At 69.7% G+C, this 19,167-nt stretch carries 18 protein-coding genes; 6 read left to right on the top strand and 12 right to left on the bottom strand.

Annotated elements, in window-relative coordinates; translation table 11 throughout:
* Window positions 1–257: 257 nt before the first annotated feature.
* From PFX91_RS15715 to PFX91_RS15730, 4 genes are all read right to left on the bottom strand, one after another.
* On the bottom strand, window positions 258–872 hold the full coding sequence (locus tag PFX91_RS15715; RefSeq protein ID WP_285732584.1) for a TetR/AcrR family transcriptional regulator: 615 nt from the start codon (window positions 870–872) through the stop codon (window positions 258–260).
* A 15-nt stretch (window positions 873–887) separates the two neighbouring features.
* Entirely contained in the window at window positions 888–1,595 is a 708-nt protein-coding gene (locus PFX91_RS15720) for an ABC transporter ATP-binding protein (protein WP_285732586.1), read from the bottom strand.
* Window positions 1,592–2,710 carry an ABC transporter permease gene (locus PFX91_RS15725; RefSeq protein WP_285732587.1) on the bottom strand — a complete coding sequence of 373 codons (1,119 nt, stop codon included), beginning with the start codon at window positions 2,708–2,710 and terminating at the stop codon, window positions 1,592–1,594. The genes PFX91_RS15720 and PFX91_RS15725 overlap by 4 nt, the downstream gene beginning before the upstream one ends.
* A gap of 645 nt (window positions 2,711–3,355) precedes the next feature.
* Window positions 3,356–4,324, bottom strand: a complete 969-nt coding sequence (locus tag PFX91_RS15730) for an arsenic resistance protein (protein ID WP_285732589.1) — start codon at window positions 4,322–4,324, stop codon at window positions 3,356–3,358.
* A 150-nt stretch (window positions 4,325–4,474) separates the two neighbouring features.
* Here PFX91_RS15730 and PFX91_RS15735 point away from each other — a divergent pair, with 150 nt between their 5' ends.
* Entirely contained in the window at window positions 4,475–5,266 is a 792-nt protein-coding gene (locus tag PFX91_RS15735) for a class I SAM-dependent methyltransferase (RefSeq protein ID WP_285732778.1), read from the top strand.
* 140 nt (window positions 5,267–5,406) lie between these two features.
* Here the strand turns inward: PFX91_RS15735 and PFX91_RS15740 are convergent, their stop codons facing one another.
* Window positions 5,407–5,877: a GNAT family N-acetyltransferase gene (locus PFX91_RS15740; protein WP_285732591.1), complete on the bottom strand. Its 471-nt coding sequence runs from the start codon at window positions 5,875–5,877 to the stop codon at window positions 5,407–5,409.
* Between the two features lie 54 nt (window positions 5,878–5,931).
* Complete coding sequence (locus PFX91_RS15745) at window positions 5,932–6,558, bottom strand: HAD-IA family hydrolase (RefSeq protein WP_285732593.1); 627 nt, start codon at window positions 6,556–6,558, stop codon at window positions 5,932–5,934.
* Between the two features lie 115 nt (window positions 6,559–6,673).
* Between PFX91_RS15745 and PFX91_RS15750 the strand changes: the two genes are divergently transcribed.
* Window positions 6,674–6,910 carry a hypothetical protein gene (locus PFX91_RS15750; protein ID WP_285732595.1) on the top strand — a complete coding sequence of 79 codons (237 nt, stop codon included), beginning with the start codon at window positions 6,674–6,676 and terminating at the stop codon, window positions 6,908–6,910.
* Between the two features lie 34 nt (window positions 6,911–6,944).
* Here the strand turns inward: PFX91_RS15750 and PFX91_RS15755 are convergent, their stop codons facing one another.
* Window positions 6,945–7,781, bottom strand: coding sequence for a TIGR03619 family F420-dependent LLM class oxidoreductase (locus PFX91_RS15755; protein ID WP_285732597.1), 837 nt, complete (start codon window positions 7,779–7,781; stop codon window positions 6,945–6,947).
* A 253-nt stretch (window positions 7,782–8,034) separates the two neighbouring features.
* Here PFX91_RS15755 and PFX91_RS15760 point away from each other — a divergent pair, with 253 nt between their 5' ends.
* The 3 genes from PFX91_RS15760 (at window position 8,035) to PFX91_RS15770 (ending at window position 12,306) form a co-directional block, all read left to right on the top strand.
* Window positions 8,035–9,045, top strand: a complete 1,011-nt coding sequence (locus tag PFX91_RS15760; RefSeq protein ID WP_285732598.1) for an NADP-dependent oxidoreductase — start codon at window positions 8,035–8,037, stop codon at window positions 9,043–9,045.
* 303 nt (window positions 9,046–9,348) lie between these two features.
* Entirely contained in the window at window positions 9,349–10,227 is an 879-nt protein-coding gene (locus PFX91_RS15765) for an alpha/beta fold hydrolase (RefSeq protein ID WP_285732600.1), read from the top strand.
* Between the two features lie 405 nt (window positions 10,228–10,632).
* Entirely contained in the window at window positions 10,633–12,306 is a 1,674-nt protein-coding gene (locus tag PFX91_RS15770; RefSeq protein ID WP_285732602.1) for a BCCT family transporter, read from the top strand.
* 92 nt (window positions 12,307–12,398) lie between these two features.
* Here the strand turns inward: PFX91_RS15770 and PFX91_RS15775 are convergent, their stop codons facing one another.
* Complete coding sequence (locus PFX91_RS15775; RefSeq protein WP_285732604.1) at window positions 12,399–13,352, bottom strand: GNAT family N-acetyltransferase; 954 nt, start codon at window positions 13,350–13,352, stop codon at window positions 12,399–12,401.
* A gap of 278 nt (window positions 13,353–13,630) precedes the next feature.
* Here PFX91_RS15775 and PFX91_RS15780 point away from each other — a divergent pair, with 278 nt between their 5' ends.
* Window positions 13,631–14,392, top strand: coding sequence for a class I SAM-dependent methyltransferase (locus PFX91_RS15780; protein WP_285732606.1), 762 nt, complete (start codon window positions 13,631–13,633; stop codon window positions 14,390–14,392).
* 32 nt (window positions 14,393–14,424) lie between these two features.
* Here PFX91_RS15780 and PFX91_RS15785 read toward each other — a convergent pair whose 3' ends face one another.
* From PFX91_RS15785 to PFX91_RS15800, 4 genes are all read right to left on the bottom strand, one after another.
* Window positions 14,425–14,793 carry an antibiotic biosynthesis monooxygenase family protein gene (locus PFX91_RS15785; protein ID WP_285732608.1) on the bottom strand — a complete coding sequence of 123 codons (369 nt, stop codon included), beginning with the start codon at window positions 14,791–14,793 and terminating at the stop codon, window positions 14,425–14,427.
* A gap of 100 nt (window positions 14,794–14,893) precedes the next feature.
* Window positions 14,894–15,703 (bottom strand): SDR family oxidoreductase, encoded by an 810-nt coding sequence (locus tag PFX91_RS15790; RefSeq protein WP_285732610.1) that lies wholly within the window; start codon window positions 15,701–15,703, stop codon window positions 14,894–14,896.
* 128 nt (window positions 15,704–15,831) lie between these two features.
* The gene (gene solA, locus PFX91_RS15795; RefSeq protein WP_285732612.1) at window positions 15,832–17,007 is read right to left on the bottom strand and encodes an N-methyl-L-tryptophan oxidase; all 1,176 of its coding nucleotides are present in this window, start codon (window positions 17,005–17,007) and stop codon (window positions 15,832–15,834) included.
* Window positions 17,008–17,146: 139 nt separating this feature from the next.
* Window positions 17,147–18,922 (bottom strand): glycoside hydrolase family 6 protein, encoded by a 1,776-nt coding sequence (locus PFX91_RS15800; protein ID WP_285732614.1) that lies wholly within the window; start codon window positions 18,920–18,922, stop codon window positions 17,147–17,149.
* Window positions 18,923–19,167 lie beyond the last annotated feature (245 nt).

Consider the following 19,167-nt stretch of genomic DNA (forward strand, 5'->3'; position numbering starts at 1 on the left):
GAGTCGCATGGGAGAGGGCTCGGGTTGCGGTGTTCCCCCACGAACCTTGAGGACGGGGCGGGAGGAGGCGTGCCGGACACACCGCCGGCTCCCGCGGTCCGCGTCGATCCGTCGGGAGAGGACAGGCTTGCGCGGACGGCGGGACCACCCGACGGCCGTCGGCGAGGAAAGGGGCGTTCGTACGACGGAAGGGGCGCAGGGGGTCCCCGGGATCAGAGGGGCGTGGCTGTTCCCGAGGCCATGGCGAAGCCGCCGGGTCAGCGGGGGAGGCGAACCCGGGGACAGCGCCGGCTCTCTTGGGCCATGAGGAAGGGGCGAAGGACCTCTTCGATCCTCGCCGAGGCGTCCTCGAAGGCGGTGCCGGACTCGATCATGCGCGAAGCCTTGTGGATCACGGCGTTGACCAGTTCCGCCGTTGCCGGGGGATCCGGGACCCCCAGAAACTCCAGCGCCTCCGTCAGAGGGGCCGCGAGCTGTTCGTGCATCTCGCGGCTGCGCTCGGCGAAGTCCGCGCCGGGAGAGGCGGCGGCCAGTGCTCCGGCCACCGCGTGCTCTCCGTCGGCCACCAACCGCAGGTTGGCGTCGGCGTAGGCGAGCACGCGGAGGGCTGGAGAGGCTTCCCCGGCCATCGCGCCGGTCACCAGTTGCGACCAGCGGGGGAAAAGGTCCTCGACCAGCGCGTCGAGCAGGTCCTGTCGGGAGCCGAAGTACTGGTAGAGGCTGGAGCGGGCCAGGCCGACCCGGGCGGCGACCCTGCTCAGGGAGAAAGCGTCGCCGCCGACCTCTGCCAGGACCTCCTTCGCCGCGTCGAGCACGGCCCGGCGCTGGTTGGCCTGGTGATCAGCGAGCGTGGCCGCTGTGATCCGAGGCAAGAACCCCCTCCGTGCTCATTCCGATAGGCGACCGTCCGTCATCCGCACTGTCCGGTCGCAGTACTCCAGGACATCGTGGTCGTGGGTGACCATCATCGTAGCCACATCGGACCGCTTGGTCTCCTGTGCGAGCAACCGGACGATCTCGTGGCTGCGGGCGCGGTCCAGGGCCGCCGTGGGCTCGTCCACGAGCAGGACCGCGGGCCTGCCCATCAGGGCGCGTGCTATCCCCACCCGTTGGCGTTCACCGCCGGAGAGCTGGTGCGGTCGCCGGTTCGCCTTGTCGCCCATGCCGACCTCTTCCAGGAGGCGCTGGACGTCCTGCTGTGTGCCTCCTCGTCCGAGGTGGGTCATCATGCGTAGTTGGTCGGTGGCGGTGAGGGCTCCGAGCAGGTTGCCCGACTGGAACACGAAGCCGATGTGTTCACGGCGGAAGCGCGCCCGGGCCCGCTTGGACAGGCCGGTGATGTCCCGGCCGTCGGCACGGACCGTGCCGGAGTCAGGCACGGTGAGGGCGCCGGCGACGGCGAGCAGACTGGACTTCCCGGCTCCCGACGGGCCGACCACTGCGACCAGTTCTCCGGGGCGGACGGCGATGGACACCTCGTCCAGGGCGGTGACCGTGGTGTCCCCGTCGCCCAGGCGCAGGGTCACGCCTTCGAGAAGGAGTCCTCTGTCGCCCTCGTGGATGGGTTCTGTGTTGGATGCGGCCGTGATGGTCATCGTTGTCCTCCCAGGGCGGTCAAGGGGTCGATCGAGGAAACGCGGATGATGGCGGCCATCGCACCGAGCAGTCCGAGAACGATCAGCAGGACCACCGCCGTTGCGACCGCGGCCCCCTCCAGGAGGAAGGGCACACCCGAACCGGTGATCAGGGAACCCGTTCCCATCCCCACGCCGAGCCCGATGGCGCAGGACACGACCAGGATGACGAGGGCCTGCCCAAGGCCGTCGCGCACGAGGTAGCCGGTGGAGGCGCCCATCGCGCGCAGCACGGCCAGCTCGTGCTTGCGCTGGATCGTCCAGACGGTGAAGAAGGCGCCGACGACCAGCGCGGAGATCGCGTAGAGGAAGGCCTTGATCAGGTCCAGGGTCGAGGTCTCCGCGCTGTAACCGGGGGATGCGGCGAAGGTCCCCTCCAGGGGCAGGCTCATGGTCCCGGCGGCGCTGTCGCCCGCGGAGTGGTCGATCTCTTCGCCGGGCTCCGCGAGCAGGGCCACGGCGGTCGCCTCGGTGTAGACGGCGGGGTCGGCCTCCTGCCCGGTGGAGACACCGGCGTAGATCTCCTGCCAGGTCTTCAGTGGCAGGTAGGCGACGTCGACGTGGCCGTAGGTGTGCTGGTTCTCCAGGGCTCCGACGACTTTCAGTTCGGCCCCCAACCGGTCCACTGTCAGAACGTCTCCGACGGCGATGCCGGCCTCGACCGCGCTCTGGGAGACGACCAGACCGTCCTGCCGCCCCAGACCTTCGCCCTCATGGACGGCGGGTTCGAGGAAGGAGCCCTCCTCGACACCGAAGAGGGCCAGGTCGATGGGGACATCGTTGTCGCTGCGGGCGTTGACGAGCAGGTTCCCGAAGAGTGCGGCTTCTGCGACCTCGGGCTGGTCGCGCCACTCCTGGAGCTGCTCCTCGTCCACGCGGCTGCGGGAGAAGGAGGAACCGATCTCTGTTTCCTCCTCGAAGGCGAAGCCGTCGACGGGGAGCTGTTTCAGGCCGGACACCCCGTCCTCCACGAGGCCTGAGGACAACCCCGACAGCAGGACCATCAGCACCGCGATCAGGGCGATGACTCCTCCCATCAGTCCAAAGCGCGAACGCGCGAACCACAGTTCGCGCATGGCTAGAAACATGTCCGACCTCTCTCAGTACATGCGGGAGCGCCGCTTCCCGACGCTGTGTCGGTAAATATACCGACGTAGCGTCGGGAAGAATTTCGGGGGTACTCCAAGACGTGTCCGGTGGCTCCTGGGCGGCGGGTCGGTCAGGGCCCGCGCGTCGCTGGAGGAGGGTCGGCGACGATCCCGAGGGACGCTCGGCGGGACGCAGTGGACTCCCCCCAACGCGTGGTCGGAGTCCTGGACCGCCTACCCCCTGTTCACCGGCCGCTCGGCCCTGACACAGCGGTGAGCGATCCCGACCACCCCGCCGTGGCGAAGCGAGGGAATGGCCGGCAGGTCGTCGACGTACCCGGATGGCGAGAAGTGTGGACGGATCGGCGAACCTCGGCCATGGACACGCCAGGCCGGACGACCTGCTCCTGGTCGGGGGCTTGTCCTGGATCACGCCCAATGACGTCGGACACCACAGACGGTGACGGCGTACAAGCGTGGTGACCGAAAAGGGGGTGTGTCCACTCCCTGCCTCGACGGTCGACGGACTCCGATGTCACCTCCGACCACCGAGAGCGCCCACAAGAGCAGGAAGTCACCACAGGTCATGGCCCTTGCGTCGCATCGGCATCGTTTCCGGACACACGGGGCGGGTCAGTGGCGAATCGAGGACTCCTCCGGGCGAACCCGCACCAACTGGCTGAGGAGCGCCAACACCGGGAGCTCCAGCAACGGACCCACCACCAGGGCCACCGCGATGAGCGGGCGGTCCGGAAAGGCCGCCACGGCGATCGCCAAGGCGGTCGGCGAGTTGCGTGCCACCGTCGTCATCGTCAACGTGACCCGCTGGTCGGCGGGCAGACGGAGCAGGCGCGCGGCCAGCACCGCCACCAGCGGAGCCACCACGAAGAACAGCAACAGAGGCGGCAGCAGCGCGGCCAGTTCCCCGAAGTGGGAGAGCACCGTGCGCGCCTGCCAGGCGAACATGGCCAGCACCGCCGTGTACAGGAGTGGAAGCACGGCGCCGGCGACCCGCGGGATCAGGACCGTGTCCCGCCAGTCGGTGCCCTTCCACCGGCGCGCCACCCCGCGCAGCACCACCGCCAGTAGCAACGGCACCAGCAGGACCAGCAGAACCGCCTCCAGCAGTGTCCCGGCGTCCACCATCGCGGCCTCGCCACCGAGCAACAGCACGTACACCGGCAGCAGGAGCAACTGCAGGACAAGGTTCACCGGCAACACCGCCGCGGCCACACCCATGTGACCCCGGGCCAGGCCGGTGAATACCAGGTACCAGTCCGTGCACGGGGTGACCAGCAGCAACAGCAGGCCGATCCGCAGGTCCGGGGAGTGACCCAGGAGCCCCGCACCCAGAGCCCAGGCGAGCAGGGGGGTGAACACGAAGTTGAGCACGAGACTGGTGACGACCACCCTGCCCGCGGATCCGGCCTCGCGCACCTGACCGACGTCGACCTGCGCGAACACCGCCGTCAGCATGAGCATCAGGGCGGGGAGCACCAGGTGCCCCGCCGCCTCGCCGACCGGCGGGAAGAGGCCCGCACCCAGTCCGGCGAGGGCGGCCAGCGCGACGAACACGCTCTGGAACTTCTCTGACGTGGACACGTGGCTCTTCATGGTGGGGTTCGGGACAGGACGAAACCACGCTAGCCGATGCCCGCTTCGCCTCAGGCGTGCCCGGACGTCCCCGCCGGTGCGAGCCCCGGCCCGCCCGCGGAGAGGTTCGTGTCCGAGCGTCCCGGGAACGAGGACCGCATGATCGACCGGACCCAGGCCTTCGACCGACTCAGCCGGGACTACGGCCGCTTCCGCCCCGGGTATCCCGCCCCTGTTCTGGGCCGCCTCCGTTCCCACGTCCGGGAGGGGGCCCACGACTCCTGGCCCCGACCCTGGCTCCTGCTCGACGTCGGCTCGGGAACCGGGATCTCCACCCGTGCCCTGCGCCGGGCCTTCGGGACCGAACCCCGTGTGGTCGGTGTCGAACCCGGCCACGCGATGCGCGACACGGCCGACACGGCCGACACGGCCGACCGGATCGAGTACGTGGACGGACGCGCGGAGGAGATCCCCTTCCCCGACGCCTCGGCGGTCCTGGTGCTCGCCGCCCAGGCCGTCCACTGGTTCGACCGGCCGGCCTTCTACGCCGAGGCGGCGCGCCTGCTCGTGCCCGGAGGCACCGTCGCCGTGCTCGCCAACGACCGCGACTGGACCGTCGGCACGTTCGTCGACGCCTACGAGTCGCTGATGGAGGAGCACGGTGACGACTATCGGCGTGACTACCGCGTCCACGACACCCTGGGGGAGATGGAGGCCCAGGACGGCCTCGGCGAAGCGGTCGGGTTCACCACCTCCTGGACGCGTGAACTCGGTCTCGAACAGTTCCTCGGCAACGCGATGTCCTCCACCAAGATGGCCGCGGTGAGGCGCGGCCTGGGGGAGGAACGCACCCGTGACGCCCTCACCGCGCTCGCCGGTGAGCACTTCCCCGACGGGAACGTCCGCATCCCCTACGTCACGCGCCTGTTCCTGGCCCGCAGAACGTCGTAGCCGCTCTCCGGCGCCGTGACGAACACACGGCCCGGCGCGGGCCCACCCGCCCCCTCATGGGGGCGGATCTGAGGGGAACGCACGTCGAGGACGCTCTCTGGCCCGGCGAGCCGAGTCCACGGGGACCGCGTCGGCCCCGCTCACGCCGAAGCGCCTCCGAGCTCCTTCTTGAAACCGACGTGGGAGGCGGTGTACCCCAGCCGCTCGTAGAAGCGGTGCGCCTCCCCACGGGAGGCGTCCGAGGTCAACTGCACCATGGCCGCGCCACGGCGCCGGGCCTCCTCCTCCGCCCAGAGCAGGAGGTCGGTGCCCAGGCCACGGCCGCGCTCGCTCGTATGCACACGTACCGCCTCCACCTGGGCGCGCACGGCGCCCCGGCGGGACAGGCCGGGGATGAACGTCAGCTGTAGGGTCCCCACCACGCGACCCTCGCGGCGGGCCACCGCCAGGAACTGGTTCGGGTCCGCGTCGACGGCCTCGAAGGCCTTCAGGTAGATCCCAGGCTCCTGCGGGCTCTCACGTCGAGCGCCCAGCGTGTCGTCCGCGAGCATGGCGACGATCGCCTCCACGTCCTCCGCCCGCGCGCGGTCGATGATCAGGCCGTTGTCCATCTGCGAAACTCCCTGGGGTTCGGGGCCGGTCAGGGCCCGGGATTCGGGGGCCGGTCAGAGCAACAGCCCGGCCACGGCTTCGAGGTCCTCCACGACGGTGGTCGCGTGCGACAGGTCCGTGGGCGCGACCGTGGAGGCCACTGCCACCACCGGCATCCCCGCGTCCAGTCCGGAACGGACGCCGGAGGCGGAGTCCTCCACCACCACACAGCGTTCGGGCGGTACCCGCATGCGTTCGGCGCCCAGGAGGTAGGGGGCAGGGTGGGGCTTTCCCTCGGACACGTCGTCGGCGGTCACCAGCACGCGGGGGAGGGGCAACCCGGTCGTCGTGATCCGGGCATGGGCGATGCGATCGCCTCCGGAGGTGACGACGGCCCAGGGACGCCCCCGCCCGTCGAGTGCGTTCAGCAGCTCGTGGGCGAAGGGCATGGCGCGCACCCCGTCCCCGGCCGTGGCCTCGTGCGCCTCGATCCGCGACGCCTCGGACACCGGGTCCAGATGCGGGGCGAGGAGTCGGACCAGGTCCTGGTCGGTCCGCCCGTGATGGTGCGCGAGCACCGTGTCCACGTCCAGACCGCGTTCGACCGCCCACGCGGTCAGCCCCGTGACGATGCTCTCGGCGGAGTCCACCAGAACACCGTCCAGATCGAACAGCACGGTCGTCCCGTCGTAGTCGCCCACCTCGTCCCCCGTTCCGGTGATGCCTCGTAGGTGCGAAGAGACTATCCGTGAGCACGGATCGTGCGGGGGCGGGCCATGCCGTGCCCGACCCCCGCACGTTGATTACCTTTGACACATGGACGCCGAACAGATGACCGCCCTCGTTCTGGCCACCGAGGACGAGGACCCGCTGGCGGGGCTGGACGCCGCGGTGCGACTGCGCAGGGAGATGGAGCGCGTCGAGGCCGTTCTCGTCCGACGCGCCCGCAACCAGGGGTCCACCTGGGCGGAGATCGCCGGAGTCCTCGGGGTGTCCAAGCAGGCCATCCACAAGAAGTACGGCGGGCGGGGCCTGTTCCGGTCACAGGAGTAGGTTCCGCACCGACGGACACGCTCCGGTCGGCCGCTCAGCGCAGGGCCGCGGCGAACCGCTCCATACGCCCGCCGAACCCCTCCGCGTCGCCGAACCACACCGCCACCGCGTCCGCCCCGGCAGCGGCCAGTTCTCGGAACATCCCGACGGCGTGGTCGAACTCCCCGCCCTCTCCCGCGCAGGAGAGTCGGGTCCCAGCCGACACGGGCCGGGGCGTCAGCTCCCTCAGCCGGTTCCGGGCCCTGACGAAGCCCTCGGAATCCAGGCCCACGCCCTGCCAGGCGTCGGCGAACTCGGCCGCCCGCCGCAGCGCACGCTCCGACGTCCCGCCGACCATCACCGGTACACGCCGGGTCGGACGCGGCTCGAAGACGCCGTGTTCATAGGAGTGGAAACGCCCGTGGAAGGCGCCCTCCCCCTCGAACAGGTGCCGCAGCAACCGCAGGGTCTCGTCGGTGCGGGCCCCGCGCGTGGTGAAGTCCGAGCCGACCGCGTCGAACTCCTCCCGAGACCAGCCGGTCCCCACTCCCAGGACGAAACGCCCCTCCGCGAGGGCGTCCAGGGTCGCCACCTGCTTGGCCAAGGGGAAGGGGTCGCGCAGGGGCGCCACGAGCACCGACGTGCCGAGGCGGATCCGCTCGGTGCGAGCGGCCAGGTACGACAGGGTCACCAATGGCTCGTACACGCCTCCGAACGTCGTGCCGTACGGTGCGGGCGGCAGCAGGTGGTCGGGCAGCCACACCGTGTCCACGCCCAGCTCCTCGGCCCGTACGCCCAGATCGACGAGGACGCGCGGGGGCATCCGCGGCGACTCGTCGGGCAGGACCACCTGGAGGCGGGTGCCCGTCATCGGTTCCGTGAGTTCGCTCATGGGTCGACGGTAGACCGTGCGCCGGCGCCGAGGCGGACCCGCCCTCGGAGGAGCCGTTCGCCGGATCGCCCTCGGGCAGGGCGATCTCGACGAGCGGCGAAGGCCCGATCCGCCGACATTCCCACGACGCACCCCACCGGACCCGTCGATGGGCGGATACGTTGGCGCAGAGCGTCCGCCGAGCCGCGGACCCCGCGAGCACCACCGCCCGCATGACGGCTCCGCCGTCCACTCGATCACCGAAAGGTCGCCCATGTCCGTCACCAGCAGGGAGATCCACCTGGTCTCCCGCCCCGTCGGAGAGCCCCGGCCCAAGAACTTCGCCCTCGTGGAGACCACCGTCGAGGACCCCGGACCCGGACAGGTCCTGGTGCGCAACGACTGGATGTCCGTGGACCCGTACATGCGCGGACGCATGAACGACGTCAAGTCCTACGTGCCGCCCTACCGTCTGGGCGAACCGATGGAGGGCGGTGCGGTGGGCGTGGTCACCGCCTCGGGCAGCGACGACCTCCCGGTCGGCACCACGGTCCTGCACTCGGCGGGGTGGCGGGAGTACGCTCTGCTGCCCGCCGAGGTCGTGCGCGCGGTGGACGCCTCGCCGGCCCCCGCCCAGGCCTACCTCGGGGTGTTGGGCATGGTCGGCCTCACCGCCTACGCGGGCCTGACCGAGGTCGCCGAGGTCCGACAGGGCGACGTGGTGTTCGTCTCCGGCGCGGCGGGCGCGGTCGGCTCCCTGGCCGGGCAGATCGCCCGCCGCCTGGGAGCCTCCCGGGTGATCGGCTCGGCGGGAGGGCCGGAGAAGAAGCGTCGCCTGCTGGAGGAGTTCGGCTTCGACGCCGCCATCGACTACAAGGAAGGCGGATTGGAGGAGAGGCTCGCCGAGGCCGCCCCCGAGGGCGTCGACGTCTACTTCGACAACGTCGGTGGCGACCACCTGCGCGCCGCCATCGCCGCGATGCGTCAGCACGGCCGGATCGCCCTGTGCGGCGCGGTCTCCCAGTACAACGCCACCGAGCCCGCCCCCGGCCCCGACAACCTCTTCCTCGCCGTCGGCAAGCGCCTGACCCTGCGCGGGTTCATCGTCAGTGACCACGCCCACCTCATGAAGGAGTACGCCGAACGGGCCTCGGGGTGGCTCGCCGACGGGGACCTGCGCACCCAGGAGACCGTGGTCGAGGGCATCGACAACGCGGTGCGGGCCTTCCTGGACATGATGCGGGGCGCCAACACGGGCAAGATGCTGGTCCGTCTCACGTCCTGAGGACAGGCTCGAAAGGACCTCGGGCGAACGCGGGCCAGCGGTGGGGCCGTCTTCGGGGAGGCGGGGACACCACTCCCGGGGGGAGGCCACCGTCTTGGTCGAAACGGACGTCCAACGCTTCTCCCCACCGGGAAAAGGGCCTTGACGGGACCCGCTCCACACAGGGCGGGTCCCTTGGGAGGCGGGCCTGACACACATTCCCGCCCCGAGTGGCGTGGTGCCGGACGGAGGCGTACAGTCCTCTCTGGTGCGTCGGTGAGCAAGGACGACGACACCGCTCTCTTCTAGGCGAAATCAGATCCGATGACCGTCGTTCCCCTTCGCGCAGCACGTGTTTACCGTTCGGAGGACGCCGAGCGTGTCGTGCACGCGTGGTGTCACCAGGCTCTGAGCCGGTGGCCCGAGCTCGTTCCCCTTCCTCCTGTGGAGACACGGCTGGGAAACACGCAGGCCTTCCGTGCCGGGGGTGGCCTCGGCACCCCGGTCCTGATCCTGCCGGGCACCAACCTCAGCGCGGCCACCACGGTGCCCGCCGCCCGTGAACTGGCCGCGGACCGTTCGGTGCTGCTGGTGGATCTGCCCGGACACCCCGGGCTGAGTTGTAGTCGGCGCGTCGGTGGTGCCAGGACCGAGACCTACGGTGCCTGGTTGGAGGAGCTCCTGCCCCGGATCACCGACCGACCCGTGCTCGTGCTGGGACACTCGCGCGGCGCCGCCGTCGCACTCGCCTCCACCCCCTCCCCGCTGATCGCCGGGATGCTGCTGCTCAACCCCGCAGGACTCACCGCGGCCGGTGTCAGCTCGGAGTCGATGCGCGCCATGCTCCCGTGGACGGTCCTGCCCAACGAGCACACCAGCGCCAAGCTGCTGGAGTTCCTCAGCGGTTCGTCCACGACGTGCGACTGGAAGGCCGAGGTCGAGTGGCTGACCCTCGTGGCCCGGTACTGCCGCACGGGTTCCGTCCCCGGTCCGTTGCCCGCCGAGCACTTCGGCGCCTGGGCGGACACCCCGGTCGTGGTCGCGACCGGAGCGAACGATCCACTCTTCTCCTCGGCACGTCTGCACGGGCCGACCCGCCGATTCCTGGACACCGACGTCCACACGATCGAGGGAGCGGGCCACCTGTCGCTGCACGAACAGCCCGGAAGGGTACGGGAGCTGCTGCGGGGACTCGACGCCTGACCCCGCCCGAGAGGATGTCGGAGGCGTCCCGGGCGCCTCCCGAAGGCCGGCCCGTGGTCGGCGGTGGGTCGCCGGTGCTTCCGCCGTGCGGTGCGAGGAGGCGAGGGACGGTCGGAGCGCTCTCGCGACACGTCGATCGTACGCGGGACACGTGCTGCTCCCCCGAACCGTCAACGCATAGTATGCACAGCCGTGCGATAACACTGCCCGTGCTTTCTTCCATGCATTTTCCTTGACGCTTTCGTGTGTCGACAATTCACCTGGGTAAGAACGGCTCTGACTTCTCACGAAGGGAAGGAGAAGCAGGGAAGCCCTGTTCAAGGCGGGTTCTTGTCCGAAGTCGGCGTGGGCTGACGGGATTCCATCCCCCGTGGAAAGCCTCCGAAACATCAGAAAGCGGTCGGCATGCTTGAAAAGCTGGCACAGAAGATGGGCCTCAACACGAACCCGGCGATCTTCTTCACGTCTGCCGCGTTGACCGTCTTCTTCGTGGTGTCCGCCGTTCTCTTCACCGACACGGTGGACCTCGTCTTCGGTAGTGCCTCGAACTGGATACTCACCCACCTCGGCTGGCTCTACATCCTCGGCGTGACCACCTTCCTCATCTTCCTGATCTGGATCGCGGCCGGCCGGTACGGTCACGTGCGCCTGGGACCTCCCGACAGCAGACCCGAATACAGCAACGGCAACTGGTTCGCCATGCTGTTCGCCGCGGGCATCGGCAGCATCCTGATGTTCTGGGGCGTGGCCGAGCCCATCAGCCACTTCGCCGAGCCGCCGCAGCGCAACGTCGAACCGGAGTCGATCGCCGCGGCCCAGGAGGCGATGGGATTCACGCTCTACCACCTCGGCCTGCACACCTGGACCATCTTCTGCCTGCCCGGGCTCGCCTTCGCCTACTTCGTGTACCGCAAGGGCCTGCCGTTCCGGGTGAGCTCGATCTTCCACCCCTTCCTCGGAGAACGGATCCACGGACCCCTGGGGCGGACCGTCGACATCATCGCGGTCCTGGGCACGCTGTTCGGGGTCGCCGTCACCATCGGCCTCGGCACCCTCCAGATCAACAGCGGTCTGCACACCCTCTTCGGAGTGGAGGAGAGCCGACTCACCCAGCTGATCCTCATCGCGGTCGTCACCACCATCGCGGTGATCTCGGTGGCCACAGGGCTCGACGTCGGCATCAAGTGGCTGTCCACGATCAACATCGTCATGGCGGTGGCGCTGCTGATCTTCGTCTTTCTGGCGGGGTCCTCGCTCTATCTGGCCAAGGGCGTCATCGAGACCACGGGCGTGTACCTACAGTGGCTCATCCCGCTCTCTTTCTGGAACGACACCTTCGGTGACACCGGCTGGCAGGGCTCTTGGACCGTCTTCTACTGGGCGTGGACCATCACCTGGTCGCCGTTCGTCGGCATCTTCATCGCACGCATCTCCAAGGGACGCACCATCCGCGAGTTCGTGCTCGGAGTGCTGGCCGCGCCCACCGCGTTCAGCATCGTGTGGTTCAGCGTGTTCGGGCTCTCGGCCTTCGACATCGAGATGAACCAGGGCGGCGAACTGGTCCAGGAAGTGGTGGTCGACGAGGACATCCCCGGTGCCCTCTTCGCCTTCCTGGAGCACTACCCGCTGACCACGTTCGTGTCGGCGGTGAGCATCCTCATCGTCGTCATCTTCTTCACCACCTCCTCGGACTCGGCCTCCCTGGTGGTGGACATGCTCTGTTCCGGGGACGCCCAGAGCCCGACCCGACAGAGGGTGTTCTGGGGGATCACCGAGGGCGTCGTGGCCGCGACGGTGCTCACGGCCTCCGGTGTGGGAGGCCTGGACGCACTGCAACAGACCATCATCGTGTTCGGCCTGCCGTTCTTCGTCATCGGTTTCTTCATGATGGCGGGGTTGGTGCGCTCACTCCAGGCCGAGTTCGCGGAAGGATCGGGCGTCCAACGCGAACGCAACGCCCCGCTGACCACCAGGGCGCGCAGGCTCAAACGGCGGATCGCACGCGGCGAGACCGGGAAACGTTCCGGCGGCCGAAACGGCAACGGCGGCGAGGGTAGAGGCGGGCCCCCGGAGCGTTGACCGGAGACCCACCGTAGGAGGAGCCCGGGACGGAGACGTCTTCGACGGCGGCGCCCGGCCGCGGCGGGGACGGACCCCGCCCCGGCGCAGGCCTACCCCTGCCAGGCCATGTTGACGACACCGCCGAGCGTGACGTACCCGGCCCTGGTGAAGGCCTCCGCCATCGGGACGTTGCCCAGGTCGGTCGCGGCCCGTACGAGTTCGGCGCCCTCCTCGACCAGGACGCGCGTGCCCTCGGCGAGGATGCCGTCGACGTATCCGTTCCCGCGGTGCTCGGGCAGGACCGCGATGTAGCCGATCATCGGGTGGTAGTCGTTGCGCGCGGGCAGCACGAACCCGACCGGTTCGCCGTCCGGCAGCGTCGCGATCCGCCACCACTCCCGGGGCGTGGTGTACCGGGCGAACTCGTCGGCGTAGTTGTCGGCCGCGATCCGCTCCGCGCTCCTGTGCGCGAGGTCGGCGCGGTCATGGGCGTCCAGGGTCCCCTCCAGCGCCCGGACCATCAGACCGAGGATCTCCTCCTCGTCCCGGATCGGCCGGAACAGCAGGCGGTCATCGGGTCGCGGCGACGGACACGCGGAGGTCCACTCGAAGCGCAGGCGTTCCACGAGCAGGGACCCGCCGGTGCGTTCGACGGCGGTCATCCTCTCGTGGACGGAACGCCGGTCACCAGGATCCTCACGCCAGTCGGCGGGGACGAAACGCAGATACTCCGGAGGGGTCCGGCCTTCGGGCAGGGTGGCCGCCGACGCGGTGCGCAACAGCCGTTCGAGGACTTGCACGCGGTCGACGTCTTCGGCGGTGTCGTCCACGTCCAGGACGTCCAGGAGAAGGGGCTCGGTGTCGCTGTTGCGACACCACCAGGACAGGCGGGCCAGGAGTCGGTCGCCCTCCAGGGCGACCCACATCCAGGAGGGGTGGCGGCGGCCCTCGACCAGGTCCGCGGTGAATTCGGGGTTCTGGGGGTAGGGGAGCCGGTTGAAGAGGTCCAGCTCCTCCGCTCCGGTGATGGTCCGGATGGTCAGGTCGGGCGTGTTGAAGGTCAAGGCGACACTTTCGATCTGTGCGCCCGCCCACTCGGGGATCAGCTGTCGTGGTCGTCCCCGGAGGACACGAGCGCGGTGGTCACGGTGAACACGGCGGTGCCTCCTTCCGTCGTCGGGTCCCGGCGCTTCCGTGGCCGGGTGCCGCTCATTCCTACCAGTGTCCACGTCGTGGGCACAAGTTCTTTTCCGCGCCCGGACGTACGAGGATCTCCGGCGCTCCGGCCGAAGGCGGACTATTTCGGTGGCGCGTGCACCCGCGACCGGGGAGGATGCCCCGCATGCGACGATCCTTCGACGAACTCGTGGCCGAGGCCGAAGCCGAACCGACCGAGGGGTGGGACTTCTCCTGGTTGGAGGGCAGGGCCACCGAACAACGCCCCTCATGGGGTTACCAGCGCCTCATGGCCGAACGCATGGCGCGCGCCGACGCCGCACTCGACATCCAGACGGGCGGAGGCGAGGTACTGGCGGGTGTTCCCCGACGCCCACGCCTGACCGCCGCCACGGAGTCCTGGCCGCCCAACATCGTCAAGGCCACCCGGCTGCTCCACCCGCTGGGCGTGGTGGTGGTCGCGGACGAGGACGAACCTCCGCTGCCCTTCGCCGACGGGGCCTTCGACCTGGTGGTCTCCCGGCATCCGGTGAAGGTGTGGTGGGAGGAGATCGCCCGGGTCCTGACGCCGGGCGGCACCTACCTGTCGCAGCAGGTGGGACCGGCCAGCGTCTTCGAGGTGGTGGAGTTCTTCCTGGGACCGCAGCCCGAGGAGGTCCGCCGGTCCCGCCACCCCGACCGGGAGCGGGACCGCGCACGGGCCGCGGGGCTGGAGGTGGTGGACCTGCGCATGGAGCGGCTGCACACGGAGTTCTTCGACGTGGGCGCGGTGGTGTACTTCCTGCGCAAGGTCATCTGGATGGTCCCCGGATTCACCGTGGAGGCCTACCGCGACCGTCTCCGGGACATGCACGAGCACATCCGTCGCGAGGGTTCCTTCACCGCCACCACCTCCCGGTTCCTCATCGAGGCCCGTAGACCCGGCTGACCTGCCCGCCCCGGGAGAGGGCGGGCTCCGGCTCAGGACCGGGCGGAGACCCGCTGCACGACCTCGAAACCCCACAGTTCGCTGTCGGTCGCGGCGGGGCCGCCCCGTCCGTGCCCGTGTCCGTGCCCGCCCGGCGAGCCCTCCTGCCGGGACTCCGTGGCGGCCTGGGCGTGGCCCCTCTGGAACGCCTGGCCCTCCACCCAGTTCCGGAAGTCCTCCTCCGACCGCCACCGGGTGTACACCAGATACTTGTCGGTCCCCTCCACCGGACGCAGCAGCTGGAACTCCTCGAACCCCGGCTGCCCCTCCACCAACCCGGCCCGTTTGGCGAACCGCTCCTCCAGCGTGGCGCCGGCGCCCTCGGGAACGGTCAGGACGTTGAACTTGACGATGCTGCTCACGCGGCATCCCTTCTTCGGTCGTTGTCGGCCTGCACGCCCAACCTAACGGGCCGAAAACACCTGGGGCGCGAACCGGGGGCCGCGTCGGACCGGGTCGTGTTCATCCCAGCCCGTGTCTGCGGGCGACCATCCGCAGGATGACCGATCGGGGAAGGAGCCTGCGCAGGGCGAACACCACCGGGGCGTTGCTGCCCACCGCGTAGAGCGGCCGGGGAGGATCGGCCTCCACGGCGCGCGCCACCGTCCGGGCCACGGTCCCCGCGGAGATCCCCTTGGCCTCGTTGGCGTTGAGCGCTCTCAACATCGTGTGGTACTCGTCCGTGAACGGTGAGCCGTCCCGCAGGTACTGCGTCCGCCGCTCGCTGATGCCGGTGTTGATCGACCCGGGTTCCACCGTCGTCACCCCCACCCCGTAGGGGGACACCTCGCGGCGCAGTGCGTCGGCGAAACCCCTGAGCGCCGCCTTGGACGCCACGTACGAGGAACGGTAGGCCAGCGGGAAGCTCGCCAACATCGACCCCACCATCACCACCCGCCCGTACCCGCGGGTCCGCATCCCCGGCAGCAACAGCTGTGTGAGACGCACCGCGCCGAACACGTTGATGCGGAACAACCGCTCCAGCGCGTCCGAGGGCAGCTCCTCGAACGGTCCGCTCTGACTCTCACCGGCGTTGTTGACCAGCACGTCCACCTCGCCCACGGCTTCGGCACAGGCTCTGACGGACGACTCGTCGGCCAGGTCCAGGGCCAGGTACTCCACCCCCGGGACCGGATCGGCCACCGCATCAGGTCTGCGGCTGGTCCCGTACACGCGGTGGCCACGACGGAGGAGTTCGGCGGCCACGGCCGCGCCGATGCCGGAGGAGGCGCCCGTGACGAGCGCGGTCCGCGAAGGGGAGGGCGTGTTCATGGTGGGTCCTTCAAGGGTCGGAAGGGAGTGGGCGGGCGCTCGCGCCGCGCGTGAGAGCGATGATCGCACGCCGTCCCTGCCCGGTGAAGGGCACCCCGTCGCACCTCGACGTGATGACCGTGCCCCGTTCAGTCCCACCGGTGGGGGTCGAACATGGCGATCGGCATGTCGGTGCGTCCGTCCCGGGCCAGGTCGGCCAGGGCGATCCCCACCGCGGAGGCGAACTTGTAGCCGTGCCCGGAGAAGCCGCCCGCCAGGACCAGCCCGGGCAGCTCCCGCCGGTGTCCGATGAGGAAGTGCTCATCGGAGGTCATGGTGTACATGCACGCCGCCATGCGCTCGGGCAGCTCGGCGACACCGCGCAGCCCGGCGGCCAGGGCCCCCAGCCGCCGTGCGTCCGCGGCGTCGGGTGCGCGCGGTCCCACGTCGGGGTCCACCGGCTCGCCCCACTGCGCGCCCTCGGCCCTGTTCCCGGGGGTCTCCGCGTGCACACCGATCTTGACGGTCCGACCGCCGTCCAGGCTGGGGAATCCGTACCACGTACAGTCGTCCTCGTCCCGGGCGAACACCGGCCCGTGGACGTGCGGGGAGGGGTCCTGTGTCGTACGGAACCATCCCAGCACCCGGCGTTCCACACGCAGCCCGCCGCCCAGGTCCGCCACCTCCGGCAGCAGACGAGGCAGCCAGGAGCCGGCGGTGACGATCACCCGACGGGCCAGGATCCGGCCTCCGTCGGACAACAGTACGCTCGGACGGTCGGGGTCCGGCACGATCCGGGAGACCGTGGTCCCCGTGCGCACCCGTGCGCCCGATCGCTCGGCGAGCCGCACCGCCGCCCGGATCGCGGCCTCGGGCAGGACGGCACCCGCCTCCTCCTCGAAGACCCCCACCTCACCCGGACGCGTCACGTGCTGGGGGAAGCGCCGCGTGAGCCGTTCGTGGGACAGCACCTGGTGGGCGAGGTCGTGACGCTCGGCCGCGGCGATCGAACCGGTGACCGCGGGGTCGTCCGGGGAGCCGAGCATCAGTGCGCCCGTGCGTACCAGCAGGCGCTCGGCCGCGGCCTGTTCCAGTTCCTCCCAGGCGCGCCAGGCCGCCCTGACGAACGGCACGTACTCGGCGCCCTCCATGTACGCGGTGCGGATGATACGGGACTCCCCGTGGCTCGATCCCCGGTCGTGGCCGGGGGTGAAGCGCTCGATCCCGATCACGTCCACCCCGCTCCGGGCCAGACGCCACAGGGCCTGCGCCCCCATCGCCCCGAGGCCGACCACGACGGTGTCGGTCTTCGTTGACTCCGCCACGCTCTTCCCCCATGGTCGTGCTCCATCCCTCGTCGGAGGGCTCGACGGTCATGATCGCAGGTCCCGCGCATGGCGGACGCCCGACCACCCCACAGGGCGGCCGGGCGTCCCGTCTCGGAAGGGGAACCGAGGATGCGGACTACTGGATGGGCGGGTGGGCGTTGGCCAGCAGCTCCTGGAACTGCTCGGAGAACCAGTGGCCCGAGACCGGCGCGTTGGGCAGCGCACCGCTCATGTTGTTGCCGTTGCGCGGGTTGCCCTCATAGGTGGGGTCGCACATCCGGTCGAAGCCCTTGCCCTCGTCGTTGGGGATCTCCGTGCTGGACCCGTCGGACTCACCCGGGGGCTTCATCCACACGTAGGCGTCAATGCCCGGCTCGGGAGCGGCCTGGGGACGCTCGCCCAGTCCCGCACCGGCCTGGTTGCACCAGTTGCCGGAGTTGATCCGTCGGTCGAAGCGGCCGCCGTCCACGTAGGCGTCGACGTCGGTCTGCGGACCCGGCCCGGTGGGACGGTCCGGTCCACCCCACCCGTTACGGGAGGTGTCGATCAGCATGCCGATCCCCGGGTCGAAGCCCTGACGGACCAGTTCCTGGCGCAGGCCCTGGGCGAAGGACAGCTCGTCGATGTAGTTGTTCCAGTCCACCCAGCTCGACTGACGCACCGGCGTGCCGGCGATGGTCTGGCCCAAGGAGAAGTGCTCCTCCTTCAGCGCCGAGTAGTTGGCGGTGTTGGCGATGAACCCGTGCACGTCGTCCGGGGTGGCTCCGGCGGCGTTGGCGGCCTGGTAGAACAGCTGTGCCGAGGGCACGAAGTTGTCCTCCCAGCCGATCCAGCCGTGGTGGCCGGCGTCGACGTAGTTGTACACGTTGTCGATCGCGCCGAGCTGGGCCAGGGCGTAGCCCACACCCTCGACGTAGTTGCCGTTGGCCAGCATCACGTCGCACTCGGGGGTGGCGGTCTCACGCGGGGAGACGTTGGTGATCAGGTTGGGCAGCGAGTCGATCTCGATCGTGGTCACGATCCGCAGCTCGGTGTCCTCGTAGTCGGACAGGATGTCGGCGATGGGATCGATGTACTCGTGCTTGTACTTGTCGATCTCGTCCGGGCCGAGTTCGCCGTTGGAGGCCAGGGCGGCGCAGTCACGGCCGGGCAGGTTGTAGATGACCACCTGGAACACCAGGGGGTCGCCGTCGGCCTGCTCCAGGGCCTCGTCGAGGTGGTCGCGCAGGCCCATGTTGCCCGTGGTGGGGCTGTCGTTGCCCTCGATGGCGCTGGTGCGGTCCAGCCACACGCCGGTGGGCTGGTCGGCGATGGCCGCTCCACCGGGCTCGGCCGCGGCGTTGGCGGACCAGATGGGGTTGACGTACACGTCGGCGCCCACGTACGGGTTGTCCACCCGGTCACCGGTGCCGGGTTCTCCGGGCTCACCGGGTTCTCCAGGTTCTCCGGGCTCTCCCGGCTCCCCGGGTTCACCGATGTCGCCGCTGCACAGAACACCGTTCAGCGTGAATGCGGTGGGCACCGCGTTACTGCCGGAGTAAGAGCCCTGGAAACCGAATTCGACGCTTCCATTGGTGGCGATGGAGGCGTTGTGTCCGACGTTGGTCATCGCGACACTCTGCCCGGACTGGGAGGCGGTCGCGTTCCAGGCATTGGTGATCTGCTGGTTCCCGGAGAATTCCCACTCCAGGGTCCATCCATTGATCGCGTCACCGAGGTTGCTGATGTTCACGTTCGCCGTGAAACCCGAGCCCCAGTCATTGAGCTGGTAGTCGACCTCGCAGCCGGTCGCCGCGGACGCGGGTGAGGAGGCGGTGACCGCGAGGGCGGCGCTGAGCGCCAGAGCGGAGGTCGCGGCCAGGCCGCGTCGTGCCCACGAACGTAGGTTCGTGCCACGGGGGGGTGTGGTCATTTCTTCTTTCCTTGTGGAAGCGGATTGCCAGAAGGAGCATGCGGAAGGTGCCGGGAAGGGACACGGCAGACGTGGGAGCGGAAATTCCCTGTTTTCATGGAGGCGAGCGGGACATGTTTCTCGTGCCCTTGGTTCAGAGAAAAGCCTGGTGAAGGGACCGGAAGGGTGGGAGCGCTCCCAGTCAGAAACGAGCGGGGTTGTGGAGGATGATTCGAACGAGGTGCGCCAGAGCGCTGTCGGTTCCG

This window comes from Nocardiopsis sp. ATB16-24, from assembly GCF_030271535.1.
Taxonomy (GTDB): domain Bacteria; phylum Actinomycetota; class Actinomycetes; order Streptosporangiales; family Streptosporangiaceae; genus Nocardiopsis.

What these genes read in the sequence shown, in the direction of transcription:
- PFX91_RS15765 (WP_285732600.1), top strand. Translation starts at nt 9,349, where the DNA reads ATGACCGTCGTTCCCCTTCGCGCAGCACGTGTTTACCGTTCGGAGGAC.
- PFX91_RS15760 (WP_285732598.1), top strand. Translation starts at nt 8,035, where the DNA reads ATGTCCGTCACCAGCAGGGAGATCCACCTGGTCTCCCGCCCCGTCGGA.
- PFX91_RS15800 (WP_285732614.1), bottom strand. Translation starts at nt 18,922, where the DNA reads ATGACCACACCCCCCCGTGGCACGAACCTACGTTCGTGGGCACGACGC.
- PFX91_RS15755 (WP_285732597.1), bottom strand. Translation starts at nt 7,781, where the DNA reads ATGAGCGAACTCACGGAACCGATGACGGGCACCCGCCTCCAGGTGGTC.
- PFX91_RS15725 (WP_285732587.1), bottom strand. Translation starts at nt 2,710, where the DNA reads ATGCGCGAACTGTGGTTCGCGCGTTCGCGCTTTGGACTGATGGGAGGA.
- PFX91_RS15720 (WP_285732586.1), bottom strand. Translation starts at nt 1,595, where the DNA reads ATGACCATCACGGCCGCATCCAACACAGAACCCATCCACGAGGGCGAC.
- PFX91_RS15750 (WP_285732595.1), top strand. Translation starts at nt 6,674, where the DNA reads ATGGACGCCGAACAGATGACCGCCCTCGTTCTGGCCACCGAGGACGAG.
- PFX91_RS15770 (WP_285732602.1), top strand. Translation starts at nt 10,633, where the DNA reads ATGCTTGAAAAGCTGGCACAGAAGATGGGCCTCAACACGAACCCGGCG.
- PFX91_RS15735 (WP_285732778.1), top strand. Translation starts at nt 4,475, where the DNA reads ATGATCGACCGGACCCAGGCCTTCGACCGACTCAGCCGGGACTACGGC.
- PFX91_RS15740 (WP_285732591.1), bottom strand. Translation starts at nt 5,877, where the DNA reads ATGGACAACGGCCTGATCATCGACCGCGCGCGGGCGGAGGACGTGGAG.
- PFX91_RS15790 (WP_285732610.1), bottom strand. Translation starts at nt 15,703, where the DNA reads ATGAACACGCCCTCCCCTTCGCGGACCGCGCTCGTCACGGGCGCCTCC.
- PFX91_RS15780 (WP_285732606.1), top strand. Translation starts at nt 13,631, where the DNA reads ATGCGACGATCCTTCGACGAACTCGTGGCCGAGGCCGAAGCCGAACCG.